17 protein-coding genes, 1 tRNA gene and 2 pseudogenes are annotated in these 18,522 nt (G+C 66.8%); 4 read left to right on the plus strand and 16 right to left on the minus strand.

What is annotated here, in order from left to right:
* Window positions 1-10 precede the first annotated feature (10 nt).
* From EPD80_RS10655 to hemC, 3 genes are read right to left on the minus strand one after another with little or no spacing between them, the layout of a single operon-like run.
* Window positions 11-1,324, minus strand: a complete 1,314-nt coding sequence (locus tag EPD80_RS10655) for a uroporphyrinogen-III C-methyltransferase (RefSeq protein WP_142811682.1) — start codon at window positions 1,322-1,324, stop codon at window positions 11-13.
* Window positions 1,321-2,103 (minus strand): uroporphyrinogen-III synthase, encoded by a 783-nt coding sequence (locus EPD80_RS10660; protein ID WP_142811683.1) that lies wholly within the window; start codon window positions 2,101-2,103, stop codon window positions 1,321-1,323. The genes EPD80_RS10655 and EPD80_RS10660 overlap by 4 nt, the downstream gene beginning before the upstream one ends.
* The gene (gene hemC / locus EPD80_RS10665; protein WP_142811685.1) at window positions 2,100-3,059 is read right to left on the minus strand and encodes a hydroxymethylbilane synthase; all 960 of its coding nucleotides are present in this window, start codon (window positions 3,057-3,059) and stop codon (window positions 2,100-2,102) included. The genes EPD80_RS10660 and hemC overlap by 4 nt, the downstream gene beginning before the upstream one ends.
* Window positions 3,060-3,185: 126 nt before the next feature.
* Here hemC and argH point away from each other — a divergent pair, with 126 nt between their 5' ends.
* On the plus strand, window positions 3,186-4,589 hold the full coding sequence (gene argH / locus EPD80_RS10670; RefSeq protein ID WP_142811701.1) for an argininosuccinate lyase: 1,404 nt from the start codon (window positions 3,186-3,188) through the stop codon (window positions 4,587-4,589).
* Window positions 4,590-4,654: 65 nt separating this feature from the next.
* Here the strand turns inward: argH and grxD are convergent, their stop codons facing one another.
* From grxD to hemA, 5 genes and pseudogenes are all read right to left on the minus strand, one after another.
* Window positions 4,655-4,978, minus strand: a complete 324-nt coding sequence (gene grxD, locus EPD80_RS10675) for a Grx4 family monothiol glutaredoxin (RefSeq protein WP_028874655.1) — start codon at window positions 4,976-4,978, stop codon at window positions 4,655-4,657.
* A 138-nt stretch (window positions 4,979-5,116) separates the two neighbouring features.
* Window positions 5,117-6,625 carry a methyl-accepting chemotaxis protein gene (locus tag EPD80_RS10680; protein ID WP_142811687.1) on the minus strand — a complete coding sequence of 503 codons (1,509 nt, stop codon included), beginning with the start codon at window positions 6,623-6,625 and terminating at the stop codon, window positions 5,117-5,119.
* Window positions 6,626-6,918: 293 nt separating this feature from the next.
* Entirely contained in the window at window positions 6,919-7,797 is an 879-nt protein-coding gene (gene prmC / locus EPD80_RS10685; RefSeq protein ID WP_142811688.1) for a peptide chain release factor N(5)-glutamine methyltransferase, read from the minus strand.
* Complete coding sequence (gene prfA, locus EPD80_RS10690; protein WP_142811690.1) at window positions 7,794-8,888, minus strand: peptide chain release factor 1; 1,095 nt, start codon at window positions 8,886-8,888, stop codon at window positions 7,794-7,796. Before prfA ends, prmC begins: the two co-directional genes overlap by 4 nt.
* An 80-nt stretch (window positions 8,889-8,968) precedes the next feature.
* Window positions 8,969-10,219: pseudogene (hemA, locus tag EPD80_RS10695) on the minus strand (glutamyl-tRNA reductase); the annotation flags it as partial.
* Between the two features lie 126 nt (window positions 10,220-10,345).
* Between hemA and EPD80_RS10700 the strand changes: the two are divergent.
* From EPD80_RS10700 to EPD80_RS10710, 3 genes are all read left to right on the plus strand, one after another.
* Window positions 10,346-11,023, plus strand: coding sequence for a response regulator (locus EPD80_RS10700; protein ID WP_142811694.1), 678 nt, complete (start codon window positions 10,346-10,348; stop codon window positions 11,021-11,023).
* Window positions 11,007-12,512 (plus strand): sensor histidine kinase, encoded by a 1,506-nt coding sequence (locus tag EPD80_RS10705; protein ID WP_142811696.1) that lies wholly within the window; start codon window positions 11,007-11,009, stop codon window positions 12,510-12,512. Before EPD80_RS10700 ends, EPD80_RS10705 begins: the two co-directional genes overlap by 17 nt.
* A 96-nt stretch (window positions 12,513-12,608) precedes the next feature.
* Window positions 12,609-12,684, plus strand: a tRNA-Phe gene (locus tag EPD80_RS10710).
* Window positions 12,685-12,965: 281 nt separating this feature from the next.
* Here the strand turns inward: EPD80_RS10710 and EPD80_RS11600 are convergent.
* The 8 genes and pseudogenes from EPD80_RS11600 to EPD80_RS10745 all read right to left on the minus strand — a co-directional run.
* Window positions 12,966-13,513 (minus strand): annotated as a pseudogene (locus tag EPD80_RS11600) (phenylacetate--CoA ligase family protein); the annotation flags it as partial.
* Window positions 13,514-13,528: 15 nt separating this feature from the next.
* A complete protein-coding gene (locus EPD80_RS10715; RefSeq protein WP_221928968.1) occupies window positions 13,529-14,155 on the minus strand; it encodes a Spy/CpxP family protein refolding chaperone in 627 nt (208 codons plus the stop codon).
* Window positions 14,156-14,207: 52 nt separating this feature from the next.
* Window positions 14,208-14,456, minus strand: coding sequence for an SHOCT domain-containing protein (locus tag EPD80_RS10720; protein WP_055423768.1), 249 nt, complete (start codon window positions 14,454-14,456; stop codon window positions 14,208-14,210).
* A gap of 12 nt (window positions 14,457-14,468) precedes the next feature.
* Window positions 14,469-15,005: a hypothetical protein gene (locus EPD80_RS10725; protein WP_142811697.1), complete on the minus strand. Its 537-nt coding sequence runs from the start codon at window positions 15,003-15,005 to the stop codon at window positions 14,469-14,471.
* A gap of 202 nt (window positions 15,006-15,207) precedes the next feature.
* Window positions 15,208-15,600, minus strand: coding sequence for a DUF302 domain-containing protein (locus tag EPD80_RS10730; RefSeq protein ID WP_127478535.1), 393 nt, complete (start codon window positions 15,598-15,600; stop codon window positions 15,208-15,210).
* A gap of 29 nt (window positions 15,601-15,629) precedes the next feature.
* Window positions 15,630-17,537: a heavy metal translocating P-type ATPase gene (locus EPD80_RS10735; protein ID WP_142811699.1), complete on the minus strand. Its 1,908-nt coding sequence runs from the start codon at window positions 17,535-17,537 to the stop codon at window positions 15,630-15,632.
* The gene (locus EPD80_RS10740) at window positions 17,537-17,941 is read right to left on the minus strand and encodes an ArsR/SmtB family transcription factor (RefSeq protein ID WP_055423764.1); all 405 of its coding nucleotides are present in this window, start codon (window positions 17,939-17,941) and stop codon (window positions 17,537-17,539) included. Before EPD80_RS10740 ends, EPD80_RS10735 begins: the two co-directional genes overlap by 1 nt.
* A gap of 95 nt (window positions 17,942-18,036) precedes the next feature.
* Window positions 18,037-18,513 carry a hypothetical protein gene (locus EPD80_RS10745; protein WP_390613117.1) on the minus strand — a complete coding sequence of 159 codons (477 nt, stop codon included), beginning with the start codon at window positions 18,511-18,513 and terminating at the stop codon, window positions 18,037-18,039.
* Between the last annotated feature and the right edge of the window lie 9 nt (window positions 18,514-18,522).

An 18,522-nucleotide genomic window follows, 5' to 3' on the forward strand; every position in this document is an offset into this window, starting at 1 on the left:
GGGGCTCTCCTCAAGGGGCGGCGGAGGAAGCGGCCGTTTCGGCCTGCAGGCGTTCCTCGATCCGGGCGAGCGCGGCGAACGAGTCGGTGAGCGAGAGGCGCGTCGCACCGACCGCTTGTGCCGTGAGCTCGTCGAGCGCCGCGAGCGTCGCGGCCACGACAGGATCATCACGTTCATAGAATCGCTCCACCGCCTCTCGTACTTTATCGAGCGCGGCACGGTAACGCGCCTCGTCGCCACTCTGGGCGGCGAGTCGAGCGCTGGAGAGCCACAACCTCAGGTTTTCTTCGAGCACCAGGCGCATCTGCGGCGAAAGGAGCTCCGGCGCAACCGCATCGAGTCGCTCCAAACGCACCAGCCCAGCCACGGATGTGAGCATTGCGTCGCCCCAATGCAGGATCGTCTGCCAGATTCCTTGGTACCAAGGCGATTCCCCCGGCGGCAAAGAATTCTCCGACCCTGCGTCGGCACCGTGCCTAGGGAGGGCGATGCTCGCCGTCTCCGGCACGGGCGCAGCGAAGGTGAGGGTGAGCTGCGGCAAACGGGATTCCAGCGCATCGAGTCGGGCGAGGATCCCGTCGAGATCGACCCGAGGAGCGCCGCGGAGACGCTCCAAGTCGCGGGCGAGCGCCTGACGCAAGGGCAGGAAGAGCCCTTTGCTCTCCTTGGCCAAACGCGCGTCGAGTTCGGCGAGCACGGAGATCGCGGACGAGAGGTCGTTTGCCCAGTCGATGCGCCGTTGCGCATGGCTGAGCACGTCACGCGCCTCGACGAGCAGGCGTCGCTCGTCCTGCCGGCTCAGCGCCTGGGTGAGGCGCTCCACCAAACGGCCCAGCTCGCGCAGATCATCCACTTGCCCTTGGACCTGCCCCAGCGTGCGCTGGACGGCATCGAGCCGCTGCGTGAGGATGGTCAGCGCACCTTGGAGCTGCTGGAATGATTCCTCGCTGCGTCGCGAGCCCTGTTCGAGCCGGACGAGCCGCTCCTCGAGCGCCTGGCGCTGCGCCGCCTCCTGCTGCACGACATGGCGCGCATAAGCGTAGGCGCCCAAAGCAAGTAGCGACACCACGACGCCGGCTGCCAACGCCCAGCCGCCCCAGCGGCGACAGGAACGGCCGGATCGAGCGGACGGGGCACTCGATTCTGCCTCGTTCGCGTGGGATGTCCCACCCTGTGGATCTCCCGTAGCACCCTGCGGAGGACTGGACGTAGCTTCTTGTCCTGCCGATTCGGGCGAGGATTCGGGGGAAGGAGCGGTGGCACCCACGCTTTCTGCAGCCGCGGTATCCTCCACGGTGTTTTCTTTCGTTTTCGGCTCGTTCATCGACTTCCCTCCTGCACAGCGGGCAAGGATTCCAATGTGGCCATCAGCCCCGCGTCTCCCGGAGCCGCTGCCGTGACGACACGCCGCAGACCCAGGGTCGTAGCCGCGGCAGCGATGCGCGGATGCGCCGCGACGGCCGGCACGTCGACAAGCAGCGGCCAATCGGCAGCCGGTACCAGGGCCGGCAGATTCATGACCCCTTCGCTGCTCGTGAGGAGCATGGCGGCGAGCCGCCGCTCGCGCAAGGGGGCGAGCACTTCCGCCGTCCATCGGGGCTGGACGCGACGATAACATATCCAGGTATCGACCAGGGCGCCGCGCTCGATCAGCGTTTGCGCGAGCAGCGCCCGCCCGCCCTCCCCTTTGACGATCAGCACCCGTCGCCCGGAGACGGCGGCACGCGCACATTCTGGCAGCGCGAGCACCGCTTCTGAATCCGCCCCCTGCCGGGGAAAGACGACCTCTGCGAATCCCAGATCGCGCAAGGAGGCGGCGCTGCCCTCGCCCACCGTCATCACCGGCGGACCCGGCGGCCAGGCGCGGTAACGGCGCAGGCGCGGCACGGCCAGTTCGGCGGCGCTGCGGCTGACGAAGAAGACCCAGGCGTAGTCATCCAGCGCGGCGGCGACCTGCGCCTCTTGCTCCTCGTCCTCGATCGGTTCGATCGCGAGCAAGGGCGCCGCCACCGGTGCGAAGCCGCGCGCCTGCAGCATCGCCTCGAGCCGCCGGGCCTGCGTGCGCGGCCGCGTCACCCAGACGGCGGGCGGCGAACCGTTCATGCCGCGCCGCCCGAGAGCGTCGCGACGAGCTCTGCCGCGCCTTCATCGAGCAGACGCTGCGCCAAGGTCTCGCCCAAACGGTTTGCCTCTGCGAGCGGCCCGCGGATCTCGCCACCGTAGATACGGCTGCCGTCGGGCTCGGCCACCCGGCCGCGTAGCCAGAGTTCCCCGCCCTCGAGCACGGCATAGGCGGCGATCGGCACTTCACAGCTGCCGCCCAGCACGCGCGCGAAGGCCCGTTCGGCGGCCACGCAGGCGGTGGTGACGGGATCGGCGAGCGGCGCGAGCCAGGAGCGCACGTCCGCGCGTTCGGCCAGGCACTCGATGCCCAGCGCGCCCTGCCCCGCCGCCGGCAGGCTGACCTCGACCGGCAGCACCAACCGGATGCGCTCGCCCAATCCCAGGCGGCGCAAGCCGGCCGCGGCGAGGATGATGGCGTCGAACTGCCCCTCGTCGAGCTTGCGCAGGCGCGTGTCGAGATTGCCGCGCAGGGGGCTCACCGCCAGATAGGGGTACTGGGCGATGAGCTGCGCCTGGCGCCGCAGCGAGGAAGTGCCCACCACCGCGCCCGGCGGCAGATCGTCGAGGCTGGCGTAGCGGTTCGAGACGAAGGCATCGGCCGGCTCTTCGCGCGCGAGCGTGGCGGGAAGCGCGAACGCCTCGTCGAGCACCATCGGCACGTCCTTCATCGAATGCACCGCCAGATCGGCTTCCCCCGCGAGCAACGCCGCCTCCAGCTCCTTGACGAAGAGCCCCTTGCCCCCCACTTTCGCCAGGGGACGGTCGAGGATACGGTCGCCGCGCGTGGTCATCCCCAGGAGGTCGACACGGCAACCGGGATAGAGCGCCTCGAGCCGCCCCTTGACGAACTGCGCCTGCCACAAGGCGAGGCGGCTCTCGCGGGTGGCGATGACGAGACGCGAAGGAGGAGGAAAGGCCGGGTTTTCTTCTGTCATGCTTTCTCCCTGGCGGCGCGAACATGAGCGCCGGTGGCAAACGAATGCGGCGATTCTATCATCACCGTCGCCACGCCTCTGGGCCTTATAATTCCCCCTTTCGTTGCCAAGCCTTCTCCGCTCACTATGACCGACACGCCCCACACGCCCGCCAAGACCTGGTCGGGACGCTTCGCCGAACCCGTCTCCGAGCGCGTCAAGCGCTACACTGCTTCGATCCCCTTCGACCGGCGGCTTGCCGAGCACGACATCCGCGGCTCGCTCGCCCACGCCAAGATGCTCGCGCGCCAAGGCATCCTGAGCGCCCGGGATCTGGCCGACATCGAGCGCGGCATGGCCCAGATTCGCGAGGAAATCGGACGCGGGGACTTCCCCTGGTCGCTGGACGACGAGGACGTGCACCTCAACATCGAGAAACGCCTCACGGCCCTGGTGGGCGATGCGGGCAAGCGCCTGCACACCGGGCGCAGCCGCAACGACCAGGTCGCCACCGACCTGCGCCTATGGCTGCGCGACCAGATCGACGCCATCGTCGAAGCGATCGAAGCGCTGCAAAGCGCCCTCCTCGACCTGGCCGAGGCGCACGCGGCCACGCCCATGCCCGGCTTCACCCATCTGCAGGTGGCGCAGCCAGTAACCTTTGGCCACCACCTCATGGCCTACGTGGAAATGCTGGAGCGCGACCGCGAACGGCTGCGCGACGCCCGCCGCCGCGTCAATCGCCTGCCGCTGGGGTCGGCGGCACTCGCCGGTACCACCTTTCCCATCGACCGCGAATTCGTCGCCCGCGAACTCGGCTTCGAGGACGTGTGCCGCAACTCGCTCGACGCGGTGAGCGACCGCGACTTCGCCATCGAATTCCTCGCGGCGGCATCCCTCGTCATGATGCACCTGTCGCGTTTCTCCGAGGAGCTCATCCTGTGGATGACGCCGCGCTTCGGCTTCATCACGCTGGCCGACCGCTTCTGCACCGGCTCTTCCATCATGCCGCAGAAGAAGAACCCGGACGTGCCGGAGCTCGTGCGCGGCAAGACGGGACGGGTCTATGGGCACCTCATGGGGCTCCTCACCCTCATGAAGGCGCAGCCGCTCGCCTACAACAAGGACAACCAAGAAGACAAGGAACCCTTGTTCGATGCCGTCGATACCCTGCTCGACACGCTCGTGATCTACGCCGAGATGGTGGGCGGCATCACCGTGCACCCCGAGGCGATGCGCGAAGCGCTGCGCCAGGGCTTCGCCACGGCCACCGATCTGGCCGATTATCTGGTGAAGAAGGGGGTTCCCTTTCGCGACGCGCACGAAGCGGTGGCGCGCGCCGTGCGCGAGGCCGAGGCGCGCGGCGTGGATCTGGCCGAGCTGCCGCTGGACGTGCTGCGCAGCTTCAGCCCCCTGATCGAGGAAGACGTCTACCGGGTGCTGACGATCGAGGGGTCGCTCGCGCAGCGGCGCCACATCGGCGGCACCGCGCCCGAAGCGGTACGCGAAGCGATCGCCCACGCCCGGGCACGGCTGATGAATCGCGTCTGAAACCGTGCGGGTGCCGCGAATCGCCTACCGTGCGGCTGCATGGTGGGGTTGCGCGGCACCCGATGTCAAGCGAGCACACCGGCTTCCTTGAGCAATTCCTGCAGTTCGCCCGACTCGTACATCTCGCGCACGATGTCCGCCCCGCCGATGAATTCGCCCTTGATGTAGAGCTGGGGGATGGTCGGCCAGTTGGCGTATTCCTTGATCCCCTGGCGCAAGGACTCGTCTTCGAGCACGTTGTAGGCGGCGAAGTCTTTCAGACCGCAGCGGCGCAGCACCTGCACCACCGCCGCGGAAAAACCGCACAAGGGGAAATCGGGGGTGCCTTTCATGTAGAGCACCACCGGATCGGCGGCAATCTGCTGGCGAATTTTTTCTTGGATGTCCATTTCGGTCCTTATGTCATCGGTTGGGGTAAGCCACGAGTACTTGTTGAATTTTCGCGGCAACACGGATGTTAGCCAGGCCCGCCAAGAAGCGTCAAGTGAACAATCACCGCGAACGGGTTGGGGTAGAGATCCGAATTTTCACTCCAGGCGAAATGCACTCACCGTCCGCGCCAAGCGCTCGCCGGAGACATGCAGGCGACGAACGTTCTCACCGACAGTCTTCATGGACTCCTCGGTCTCGACCGTCCACTCTGCCACCCGACCCAGCTGCTTGGCGCTTTCCTGCATTGCTCGATTGTGGGCGGCCACCTCTTGAGCAATTTCCACGAAGACCTCCTCCACGCGCGAGGTCTCCTCGATGATCTTCGACATCGCCCCTTCCGCATCTTGCTCCATCTCGGAACCCTTCGACACACGCTCGACTGCCTCTCTCATACGGCTAAGCACCTCGTCTTTGCTCTGACCGATGCCGGCGATCACGTCGTTGATTTCGTCCGTGGCCTTCGCAGTCTGCTCGGCGAGCTTGCGCACTTCGTCGGCCACCACGGCAAACCCGCGTCCAGCCTCACCGGCACGCGCCGCTTCGATGGCTGCGTTCAAGGCGAGCAGGTTGGTCTGCCCTGCGATGCCTTTGATGAGCTCGACCACCACACCGATGCGTTCGGACTGGGTGCCGAGAAATTCCACGCTACTCGAAGTCTCATGGATGGCTTTGGCCACCGCGGCGATCTCCTGCATCGTTTGCTGCACGATTTCACCGCCCTGCTGGGCTGAGTGCCGGGCATCGAGGGCGAGTTGCCTGGCCGATTGGGCCTGTTCGCTGAGCCGTTCGAGTGCCACCGACAAATCGGCAACGGCTGCAGAAACTTCCTGGGCGGCCTGGCGTTGGGCATGCGTTCGAGCCAACCCACTCTCGACTTCGCCTTCGAGCTTTTGGGCCATTTCCGATACCGCCCTGGCTTCACTCGAGACCTGACGCAACGCAGCAGTCAAATGGGATTGCATTTCGGCCATGGACTGCAATAGCCGATGGTCTTTCGCGGCAGCGACGGGACGCAAGTCGCCCTCGCCCACTCGTTCGGCCACCCTCGAGACCATGACGCTCTCGATTGCTTCCAGCTTGAGCCGCTGGGCCATGTACATCAACAGCAGGGATTCGACCACGACATAGGCCGCATGAACGCCCACGAGGGTCCAGGAAGGTCCTTGGATGAAGACATAGACTCCCCAGTTTTGCATCTGCAGGTAGTTGAACAGGGCATGATGAACGGCGATGACCAACACCGCCACCAGAATGGGACGCCAATCTCGGTAGTAGAGCAGGAAAGCGAGCAAGGCGAAAATGCCGAAATGGGCTTCGATGGCTCCGGAATATTGTTGAATGAGCAGGGCCGAAAACACCATGAATGCCGCTGCGATGGTCATGCGCGTGACCAAAGCCCCAGGCTGGAGTCTCGCCACGATGAGTGGGACCAAGAACGTGGGCACGCCAACAAGGAACGCGATGCCCCAGGTATCGGTGATGGCGGCCGACGCCAAGGTCACGACCAAGTGCAGCGCGAGCGCGCCCAGCATGAGCCGGTCGGCATGTGCCTGGAAAGGAATGAGGGCATCCTCGACCCGACCGGTCGGCTCAGGCTCGGTCATGATGACATTCTCCAACGATCACGGTTCAAGGGCGCGTGAAGCACACGTCGGACGCGGGTACGGTATAGGCATGCCACCCCAGGAGTGCGCCCGAATAAGACAACCACAGCGCGAATAACACCCACGCCAGCCTCCGGCGCCGAGGCTGGCCTCGAGGAAGAACACGGAGACGATCCGGAAGACGCATGGGCATTGTTATGTTACAGGACGGAACGGCTGCGACTTTAACACCTTACGCGCCAATGCAACGATTGAAGATGCAAAAAAACCACCTCTTGTTCCGCGCTCGAGCCTCAGGCGTCGACGAGGCGCCGCCGTCCACCGCTCACCCGCTCGTGCCCAGCCAAATCCTTCCAGCTCTGCACCTCGAGAAAACCGGCATCGAGCAGTAACCCCCGCACCCGCTGCGCCTGATCCCAACCATGTTCCAGCAGCAGCCAGCCGCCCTCGGCGAGGTGGCGTGGCGCCTCGGAGACGATCGCTGCGATCGCTTCCAAGCCCGTTTCTCCGGCGACCAGCGCCGAGCGTGGTTCGAATCGTAGATCCCCCTCTTCGAGATGCGGATCGTCCTGGGCGAGATAAGGCGGGTTGGAGACGATGAGATCGAACGCCTCGCCCGGGCCTAGCCGGGAGAACCAGTCGCTTTCCAGAAACGACACGCTCGCTTTCAGGCGGGCGGAGTTTCCCATCGCCAGGCCGAGCGCCTCGGGCGAGGCGTCCACCGCGAAAACTTCCGCCTGCGGCAGTTCCAGTGCCAGGGTGATGGCGACGCAGCCGCTGCCGGTGCCCAGATCGAGGATCCGCGGCGCGTGTTCCGGCGGCAGGGTGAGGGCGAGGGCGAGGGCGATCGCCACCTCCACCAGGGTCTCGGTCTCCGGTCGTGGGATCAGTACCGAAGGCGTGACGCGAATGCGCCGTCCGTAGAACTCCCGCTCGCGCACGAGGTAGGCCACCGGCACCCCCGCCGCGCGCCGCTCCACCCAGGCGGCGAAGCGCTGCAGCACTTCCGCCGGCAAGGAGCGTTCCGGCCAGGCGGTGAGCTTGGTCGAACTCCAGCCGCTGGCGTGGCACAGCAGCACGCGCGCTTCCAGCGCGCCGATACGGGCGCGGGCCCAGGCGAGCGCCTCGCCCACCGTCGCATCGTGCGGCAGCGCCCCGGACGTCGTATTCATTTCGAATCCTCGGGCGCGTTCTCCAGCTCATGCAGCCGCTCTTGTTCATGCTCGAGGCGCAGCGGCTCGATGAGCGGATCAAGATCCCCCTCGAGGAGCGCGTCGAGCTGATAGAGCGAAAGATTGATGCGATGATCCGTCACCCTGCCTTGCGGGAAATTGTAGGTGCGGATGCGCTCGGAGCGATCGCCGCTGCCCACCAGGCTCTTTCTCGCGGCCGCCACCACCGCGGCCTGTTCGTCCCGCCGCCGCGCCTCCAGCCGTGCGGCCAGCACCGCCATGGCCTTCGCCTTGTTGCGATGCTGCGAGCGGTCGTCCTGGCATTCGACGACGAGCCCTGTGGGCAGGTGCGTGATGCGCACCGCCGAATCGGTCCGGTTGACGTGCTGTCCGCCCGCGCCGCTCGCGCGGAAGGTATCGATGCGCAGCTCGGAAGGGTCGATCTGCACCACGGCCTCCTCGTCCGGCTCCGGCAGTACCGCCACCGTGCAAGCCGAAGTATGGATGCGCCCCTGGCTTTCGGTGGCCGGCACCCGCTGCACCCGATGCACGCCCGACTCGAATTTGAGCCGGCCGTAGACGCCGCGCCCCTCCAGCCGCACGATCACCTCGCGGTACCCCCCCAGGTCGGACTCGCTCGCCGAGAGGATCTCGCTGCGCCAGCCGCGGCGCTCGGCATAGCGCAGATACATGCGCAGCAGATCCGCCGCGAAGAGCGCTGCCTCCTCGCCGCCGGTCCCGGCGCGGATCTCGAGGAAAGCCGGCCGGTCGTCCTCGGGGTCGCGCGGCGTGAGCGCTTCCATGAGCGCGCGCTCGCTCTCGGCGAGCCGCTCGCTGAGCCGCGTCTTTTCCTCTTCCGCGAGCGCGCGCAGTTCCGGATCGGCAGTCAGCGCCTCGGCCGCCGCAAGCTCTTCTTCGAGGGCGCGATGAGCGCACCACTGCGCCACCACCGGTTCGAGTTCCGCGCGCTCCTGCCCCAGACGGCGCAGCTGCTGCGGGTCGGAGGCCGCCGCCGGGTCGAGCAGCGCCCGGTCGAGCTCCTGCAGCCTTTCCTCCATGCGCTGCAGCCGTTCGCGGATACGCGCTTTCATCCCCGCTCCCCCCGCGGCACCGCCAGAGGCAGGGATTCTTCCTGCGTCGCGTCTTCCCCCTTGTCTTTTGCCGGGGGCGTGCTTTCTTCCAGCGCGAAGAGCCGCGGCAGGGCCGCGAGCAGCGCCTCGCGTTCCGCGTCGCCCGCCTCCTGCAAAAAGCGCGTGGGCGCGTGCAGCCACTTGTTCATCAGCCCATGGCTCAGGGCCATGAGCACCGCCTCGGGCGATTCGCCCCCATGCAGGCGGCGCAAGGCCCGCTGTAGCTCCGCCTCCCGCAGCGCATCGGCCCGCTCGCGCAGGCGGCGGATCCAGGGCACGATCTCGCGCGAGCGCACCCAGGCCATGAACTCGGCCACCCGCTCCTCGACGATGCGCTCCGCCGCCACCAGCGCCTGCTGCCGCGAGGCGAGCCCCGCCTGCACGATCTGCGCCAGATCATCCACGGCATAGAGGAAGACGTCGTCGAGCTCACCCACCTCCGGCTCGACGTCGCGCGGCACGGCCAGATCCACCATCACGAAGGGCCGGCGCCGACGCTTTTTCAGGGCGCGCTCGACCATCCCCAGGCCGATGAGCGGCAGCGGGCTGGCCGTGCTCGAGACGATGGTGTCGAATTCGGGCAGAATGTCCGGCAGGTCCTCGAGCCGCCCCACGCCCGCACCCAGCGGCTGGGCGATCGCCTCGGCCCGGGCGAGCGTGCGGTTGACCACCATCATCCGCCTGGGGCGGCCGGCGGCGAAGTGGGTGGCGCACAATTCGATCATCTCGCCGGCGCCGACGAAGAGCACCCGCTGCTCCGATACCGGCCCGAAGACGCGTTCGGAGAGCTTGACCGCCGCCGCGGCCATGGAGACCACGTTCGCCCCGATCGCCGTGCCCGAACGCACTTCCTTGGCCACCGCCAAGGTGTGCTGGAAGAGTTTGTGCAAATGCTTGCCGAGCGTTCCAGCCGCTTGCGCCGCCCGCACTGCGTCCTTGAACTGCCCCAGGATCTGCGCTTCGCCCAGCACCATGGAATCGAGGCCGCTCGCCACGCGAAAAACATGGCGCACCGCCGCCTGGTCGATATAGGTGAAGAGGTGCGGCGCCACTTCCGGCAGCGGCGTTCCTTGGCGGGCGGTGAGCCAAGCCACCACCGGCTCCGCCTCGCGCGCCGCCACGTAGAGCTCGGTGCGGTTGCAGGTGGAGAGGATGGCGGCTTCCGACACGCCGGCCACGCCACCGCACAATTCCTGCAGGGCCGGCGCCACGCGCTGCGCATCGAACGCGAACCGCTCCCGAATCGCGATCGGCGCCGAATGGTGGTTCAGACCCAAGGCATAGAACGGCATGAGCGCGCGAGCTGGAGATCGGAGTAAAGGCAGCGATTATATCATCCGCCCCGACCCGACCCTTGACGGCGGACAGCAGGGCACCCACAATGCGGGCGAAGCCATCGCCCAAGGGAGAACGCAGGCATGCGCATCCTCATCGTCGAAGACGACGCCGTCATTGCCGACGGCCTTGCCCGGGCGCTCAAACAATCCGGCTGCGCCATCGACACGCTGATGAACGGCCGCGAGGCCGACGTGGCCCTGCAAACCACCCCTTACGACCTGGTCATCCTCGATCTCGGCCTGCCGGGTCTGCCAGGTATCGAGGTGCTGCGCCGCCTGCGCGCGCGCAAGAACACCACCCCCGTGCTCATCCTCACCGCCCAGGACGGAATCGAAGACCGCGTGCGCGGGCTCGATGCCGGCGCCGACGACTACCTCACCAAACCCTTCGCCCTGCCCGAACTGGAGGCCCGTGTGCGGGCGCTCACCCGGCGCTCGCTCGCCGCGCCGCCGGTGGTGGAAGCCGGCAAGCTGCGCTACGACCAGACCGCTCGGCGAGTCTGGCTCGACGACACCCCGCTCGAGCTCTCCGGTCGGGAACTCGCGCTCCTCGAATACCTCATCACCCGCCCCGGGCGGCTCGTGAGCAAGGAACAGCTCGTCGAACACCTCTGCGGCTGGGGCGAGGAAGTCTCCACCAACGCCATCGAAGTCTACATGCACCGGCTGCGCAAGAAGATCGAAGGAAGCGGCGTACGCATCCAGACGGTGCGCGGCCTCGGCTACAGCCTGGAGCCCAGCGATGCTTCCCTGGCGTAAGCGCACGCCCGACGGCTCGCCCAACTCCGTCTTCGGCGAGATCCTCGACTGGCTCCTCGCCCCGCTGCTCTTTCTCTGGCCTTTCTCCATCATCGTCACGCACCAAGTGGCCGATCGTATCGCCAATCGCTCGTTCGACCACGCCCTGGGCGAACAGGTTCAGATGCTCGCGCGTTTCGTGACGATCGACGGCGACCGCGTCCAGCTCAACCTGCCCGCGCCGGGCCGCATCCTCTTTCGCTCCTCGGCAAGCGACGTCGTCTTCTTCCAGGTCCGCACCGACGAAGGATTCGTCGGCGGCGACGCCGAGATCCCCGCCCCGCCCCGCCCCTGGCTGCCCGACGGCGAAGTGCGCTGGCGAGACGACGTCGTGGCCGGAGAACCGGTACGCGTCGCCGCCCGCATCGACCGCCGCCCCGGCCCCGAGCAGCCGCGCTTCGTCATCGCCCAAGTGGCCGAGACCCTCAACAAGCGCCGCGAGCTCGCCTCCGACGTCGTCACCGGCGTGCTGCTACCCCAATTCACCCTGATCCCCCTCTCGGTCGTGCTCGTCTGGTTTGGCCTCACCCGCGGCATCGCACCCCTTGCTCGCCTACAGGCGCGCATCCGCCAGCGCCGCCCCACCGACCTCTCGCCCATTCCACCCGAGAGCGTCCCGGAAGAAGTGCGCCCCCTCATCGTCGCCTTCAACGACATGATGGCCCGCCTCGAAGAGAACCTCCAAGCCCAGCGCCGCTTCATCGCCGACGCCGCCCACCAGATGCGCACCCCCATCACCGCACTGAAGATGCAAGCCGAACTCGCCCTGCGCGAACGCGACCCGCAAGCACTGCGCCAGGATCTCCTGCGTCTGCACGGTGCCGCCGAACGCGCCGCCCACCTCATCCAGCAGCTGCTCACGCTGGCGCGAGCCGAATCAAGCTCCGAGGCGGTGCACCGCATCGAACGAGTCGACGTGCACGAACTGCTGCGTGAAGTGGCGCTCGAACTCTACCCCAAGGCCCAGCACAAGATGCTCGACCTCGGACTCGACGAAGACGAAACGGTGCTGGAAGTCGAAGGAAACCACCTGATGCTGAAAGAGCTCTTCAAGAACCTGGTCGACAACGCGATCCAGTACACCCCGCCCGGCGGCAGCGTCACGCTGCGCGCGCTTGCTCGCGGGGATTCGATCGACGTCGAGATCGAAGACACCGGCATCGGCATCCCCCCCGCCGACCGACCCCGCGTCTTCGAGCGCTTCTACCGCGTCCTCGACACCGGCGTCGACGGCTCCGGCCTAGGGTTGGCGATCGTGCGCGAGATCGCCGAGATGCATCGTGCCGACGTCAGCCTCGAACCCAACCCCCACGGCCGGGGCACCCTCGCCCGCGTGCGTTTCCCCCTGCCGGCCGATACACCCGATGCACGAGAGGATGCAGCGAAAAAGCGCCGCGAGCGCTTGCAGGACAAGGCCCGCGGATCGCAGCATGCAAGCGCTCCGGAATGAGTGAGCGGGCATCCGGGGACCGCAAACGCCCCCATGAGGATGCGCCTCTGAAAGATTGACTTTCTTTCATCCGCCGCTATAATGGCGGTCTTCGGCGGCCAGGTAGCTCAGTCGGTAGAGCAGCGGACTGAAAATCCGCGTGTCGGTGGTTCGATTCCGCCCCTGGCCACCAATATATAAAGGTCAACCGTTCTCGGTTGGCCTTTTTTCTTGCGCGCTCCCGCGCGTTCGCGGGGACTCCTGCGGATTCCTGCGGACTTCCTTCCCCGGCCGTCTCGCCTGCCTCGGGCCCCATTTCGCTCTCTCCGCGCCGTTTTTCTCTCCGGCCCTGCTCCCCGGCGAAAGGTCGAAGTCAACAGGGAGCGCCGACGGCACCATTCAATATCAACAAGTTACGTGCTGACCGTTCAACCGGTTGGATGAGTGCATCGCTCACCCAAACCAGACATAGCCTCAACCCTGCGTGGTCGGGGCGCCCTCGGGAGGTAGCGGAATGACGGTGCGGTACTTTCCGCCGCTGGATTGCGCAGGCGGCTCCTCGGCGCGCTCGACCGCGACCTGATCGAGCCGGTGCTCGATGAGCAGGCACGCGATCCCACTACGCACAGCCTCCCCCACATGCGCTCCGGGTCGGCGCCGGGCGCGGGACGCAGGCGCACGCGCAGACGCATCGGTGCAGTCTGCACGATCTGCGACAGCTCGACGCCAGAGATATGGTCAAGCTCCAACGCCAGCGGAGGGATAAAGACACGCTCGCCGCGTTCTGTCGTAAATGAGAGCACATCGGCGGAGCGGCCCTGCACGCGGATCGCGGGCAGTGGATTGCCGCAGGGACAGGGATCGGGCCGCTGCAGGATGCTGTCCCCGAGGTCGTAGCGCAGGATCGGCTGTACCCGGCTGGCGAGATTACTCAGCAGGACCGTGTGCGACGGCGTGCCCGGTAGAGTCGGCCGGTAGTCGGCGTCGACCGGCTCGAGCACGGCCCAGTCACCGTTAACGTGGCCGGCTGTGGCCGGCTACCGCATCATCCCGCCCCGCCCGCCGTAGTAACCGCGCAGCCGCTCCTTCTGCTCGGGGGTGAGCACCGCGTCCATGCGATTCTGCGCATCGACCTGGATCTGGATCATCTGCCGTCGCAGGTCGCAAATCTTCTTGTATTGGTTGTCGATCGCGGCGGGGTCACGCTTCCCGGAGTAGTAGATTTCGTTGAGCTTGGCTTGCTCGGCATACATCTTCGCCGCCAGGTCCCCCTGCTTCTTGCGGAAGTCCTCCTGGATCTGTGCGATCTTGGCCTGCTGCTGCTCCGTGAGGTCGAGCGCCGGGCCATAGCCGTATCCGCCCATCATTCCGGGGCCCATCATTCCGGGGCCCATCATGCCAGGGCCCATGTAGCGGTCGTCCCAGTCATCCCAATCCCCCCACATCCCGCGGGGACCCATGCCCATCATGCCGGGACCCATCATGCCCGGTCCCATGCCCATCATCCCCGGCCCCATGCCGCACATCGGGCACCATCCGCCCATCATGCCGGGTCCCATGCCGTAGCCGTAGTACGGTTGCCCTTGCTGAGCCGAAGCGCTGGCCACGGTTCCCAAAAGCGCCATCGCGGCAAGCGCGCCAACGAGTTTTTGCTTGGTGTTCATTTGCATCTCCTTTACTGGTGGAAATTGCACAACCCGGTCCTTGGACCGGGGCCTATCCCCCCTTCAAGTCGTCGCGCTTCTGCAAGAACTCGTCGCGATCGATTTCCCCCCGCGCGTATTTTTCTTCAAGGATAGCCAAGGCCCGGTCATCGCCCTGGCGAGCGCCCGTGCCCGTTCGGCTTCTGCCGCCCAACAGATACTTGATGGCGGCCAGCACGAGCAGTACCGGCACCAGCCAGAGCAGGATCATCCAGATCCAGCCGAATCCCCATCCCCAGCCCATGCCGTAATCCATCATCATCTTCTTAGCCTTTCATTCCCGGGTGCGGCCATGCCGCCGCAAGAAGTCGATAATCTCGGCCGTCGTCGTCTTGTCCGGGACGAACTTTCCCATTGCCGCCTCGTGCCCGCGCATCCGGCCGACCACCGCCGGCCACTCCTGCGCGGTGTGCTGACGCGGGTCCGGCAGCGCGTGGCACTGCACGCAGGAGGTGCTGAACGCCTGGCCCGCCTGCGTGTTCAGGTCCGGGTATTTGGCCGCGTCGATCGGTTCCTGGGCGTGCTTCTGCAGATAGTCGAGCAGGATGTCCAGTTCTACCCTGCTCGGGGCCACCACCCCCATCATTCCACCCATCATGCCGCCCATCATCCGCATGCGCATGTTCATGCGGCCCAGCACCCGCGGCCATCCGGCGGCGGTGTGCATGCCCGGGCCGGGCAGGTTGTGGCATTGCACGCAGTAATACTGCAGTATCCTCGCGCCTGCCGAATCCGGCTCGGGCAGCAGCGCGGGATCGATGCCGGGCGGCAGCGCGCCCCCCATCATCCGCTGCATCATGTTCCTGTGCATGGGGCCCATCATTCCCGGCCCCATCATGTCTTGCGCCAATTTTGTTGCCCCCTCCGCACGGGCAAGGCCAACAGCGAGGGATGAGACGAGCAACGAGAACGCGACGGCTGCACCGGCCGTTAGCCTTGAAATGCCTCGTCGAGTTGTTCTCATCTCCACGCTCCTCGTTCGCCCCGGGCTGAAAGACGCTTTTCGCCCGGGGCTACAGCGCCTGCATCACCCGCTGCAGCCGCTGCCTCACCTCACCGGCCAGCTGAGTGATATCCGGTTTGCCGACCAGGTCCAGCACGGCGTTGGGGTCCATGAACTCGACATGCACCTTGCCTGCATCATCCTGGCGCACCACCACGTTGCAGGGCAGGAGCAGCCCGATGGACGGCTCCACCGTCAGGGCCCGATGCGCGAGCGGCGGATTGCATGCGCCGAGAATTCGGTAGGGCGGCATGTCCTGGTTGAGCTTTTTCTTCATCGCGCCGGCGACGTCGATGTCGGCCAGCACGCCGAAGCCTTCGGCCTGCAGGGCCTGGGTGACGCGCTCGATCGCTTGATCGAAGGTCAGCTCCACCGTCTTGCCGAAACCGTACTTGATATCCATGACAACGCTCCTTGGGTTGGAATTGCTGTTCAGCGGCGCAGCATGCGCAGGCCGTTTCCGATCACCACGAACTCGCTGATCTCGTGCGCCAGCACCGCGATCGGCAGGGTGAGATAGCCGCCCACCGCGCCCGCGATCAGGACGCCGATCACCACCGCGGACAGGGCGAGGTTCTGCCGGATCACCTGCCAGGTTCGGCGGCTGAAGGAAATCAGATAGGGCAGCCGCGCGAGGTTGTCGCTCATCAGCACCACGTCCGCCGTCTCCAGCGCGACGTCGGTGCCCGCCGCGCCCATGGCGACGCCGACGTGGGCCGCCGCCAGTGCGGGCGCGTCGTTCACGCCATCGCCGACCATCATCACCTTGCCGTAGCGCGCCTCCAGCTCGGCGACCTTGCGCGCCTTGCCCTCCGGGGAAAGCTCGGCGAACACCTCGTCCACACCCACCTGCCTGGCGATCGCTTCCGCCGCCAAGGGATTGTCGCCGGTCAGCATGACCACCCGCTCGATGCCGGCGCGCTTGAGCTCGGCGACGGCCCGGACCGCCTCCGGCCGCAGCGGATCGGCGATGGCGATCAGGCCGTCGAGGGCTCGATCGGTGCCGACCAGCACCACGGTCTTGCCTTCCCGCTGCAAGGCTTCGATGCGGGGCATCGCGGCGGCCACCGGAACGCCCAGCCCCTCGAAGAGCCGTGGGTTTCCTACATAGTGGTCGACGCCTTCGATCCGGCCGCGGGCGCCCGCGCCGGTGAGGGACAGGAAATCTTGGGCCGGGTTGACCGCGATGCCCTCGCTCTTGGCCCGCTCCAGCACGGCCTGCGCCAGGGGGTGCTGCGAGCGCAGTTCGAGGGCGGCGGCCGCGGCCAGTACCTCGCGTTCGCTTTGCCCGTCCAGCGGGATCACATCCGTGACCTGCGGCCGGCCCAGGGTGAGCGTGCCGGTCTTGTCCAGGGCCACCACCCGCACCTTGGCCAGGTTCTCCAGATGCACGCCGCCCTTGATCAACAGGCCGTTGCGGCCGGCGGTGCCGATGGCGGCGACCAGCGTGATGGGGACGGAGATCACCAGGGCGCAAGGGGCGGCGGCGACGATGAACACGGTGGCGCGGGTGAGCCAGTCCTCCCAAGGCAGGCCGAACAGCGGCGGCAAAAGGCCGATGAGGATGCCCACGCCCAGGACGGAGGGGCTGTAGCGCTTGCCGAAGCGCTCGATGAAGCGTTGACTGCGGCCCTTGCTCGCCTGCGCGGCTTCCACCAGATGGATGATGCGCGAGAGGGTGTTGTCGGCGAAGGTCTTGGTGGCGCGCACCGTGAGCGCGCCCTCGCCGTTGAGGGTGGCGGCGAACACCTGGCTGCCCGGCAGTTTCTCGACCGGCACGGATTCGCCGGTCACCGGCGCCTGGTTCACGCTGGAATGACCGTCGACCACCTCGCCGTCAGTGGCGACCGACTCGCCCGGCAGCACGATGAAGACATCGCCCACCCGGATCTGCTCGACCGGGATCCGTATCTCCTCGTCTCCGCGCCGCACGAGCGCGGTCTTCGGGGCCAAGTCCATGAGGGCGCGGATCGCGTGCCGGGCGCGCTCCGCCGTGTAGCCTTCCGCCGCCTCGGAGATCGAGTAGAGAAACACAAGCGTCGCGGCCTCCGCCCACTGCCCCATGACCCCGGCGACGATGGCGGCGGTGGACATGAGGAGCTCAATGCCGATCTCGCGCTCCTTGACCAGTTCCTCCAGCGCCTCGCGGCCGAAATAGTAGCCGCCGACGAGTACGGCGGCGATATAGAGAATTGCCTGAAACCCGGCGGGCAGGCCGAGATAGCCGCCGACGAAGCCGGTGAGCAGCAACAGCCCGGAGCATACGGAGGTGACGACCTTGGCGTTGCGCCAGGGTCGCGGCATGACCACCGGGGCCTCGGCGGCGCAGGCGCAGCCCATCACTCGCCCTCCACCGCCGCAAGCGATGCGGTCTGGATGCCGATACGACAGCGCCCGCCTTCCCGTAAACACATCCGCTCGCGAAAACGGTGCAAGTCCTGGGCAAAGAGCCCGCCGACGTCGGGCAGCGCCCGCAGCATGTCGTAGGCCAATTCCAGGTAAGGCACGCCGCGCACGAGGCGGTGATAGACCCAGCGCCCATCTTTCTCTGCGGACAGCAGCCCAGCCTGACGCAGAATCTTTACATGGCGCGACAGCTTGTACTGGGGCTCAAGCAGGCTGTCCACCAGTTCGCAGAGGCAGGCCTCCTCGCCGGTCTCGGCCAGCAGGCGGACGATACGGATCCTCGTCGGGTCGGCGAGGGCCTGAAAGATTTCGTGTGGTTGTACGTTGATCGTATGCATAGTTGCATGATAACACATCTATGCGACGACGCAACACTCGGACGGGAAATCGGCCACCCTCCCAACCCGGGGCGGGGAATCGGGGATCCGCGAGATCAGGCTTGGATTCTTCGCCGCTGCTCCTCCCACAACAACGGCGTCCCCGACGCCAGATCGAACAGCGTCACCTCTGGCGGCAGGGTCTCGTCGAGGATGGCGGCGACAATATCGGGCGCCAGGGTGGTGAGGTTCACCATCCGGCTCACATAGGCGCGATCCATCCCCTCGCGTTCGGCCACCTCGGATAGCGTGCGCGCCTCGCCGGACTCCACCATCGCCAGCCAACGGTGGCCGCGGGCGAGTGCGAGCTGGATCGGCGTCGGCGTGTCATCCCAGGGACGGGGCTGGACAGCGCTGCCGTCCGGAAGGGCCACGGCCTTGCGGCTGCCGCGGCGCTTGATCCGGATCGGCACAGCGTGGTAAGGTTGTGTACCATCCTTTCTGTAAATTCCGTTTAGCGCCTCTGGCAGGAAGTGCGCGGCGCTCGGTCTGACGCCATGACTTCGAGAAAGGAGTATGCCCATCATGGCGATGCGTGTCGA

Origin of the sequence: Tepidiphilus olei, assembly GCF_006980705.1 — a bacterium.
Taxonomy (GTDB): Bacteria; Pseudomonadota; Gammaproteobacteria; order Burkholderiales; family Rhodocyclaceae; genus Tepidiphilus; species Tepidiphilus olei.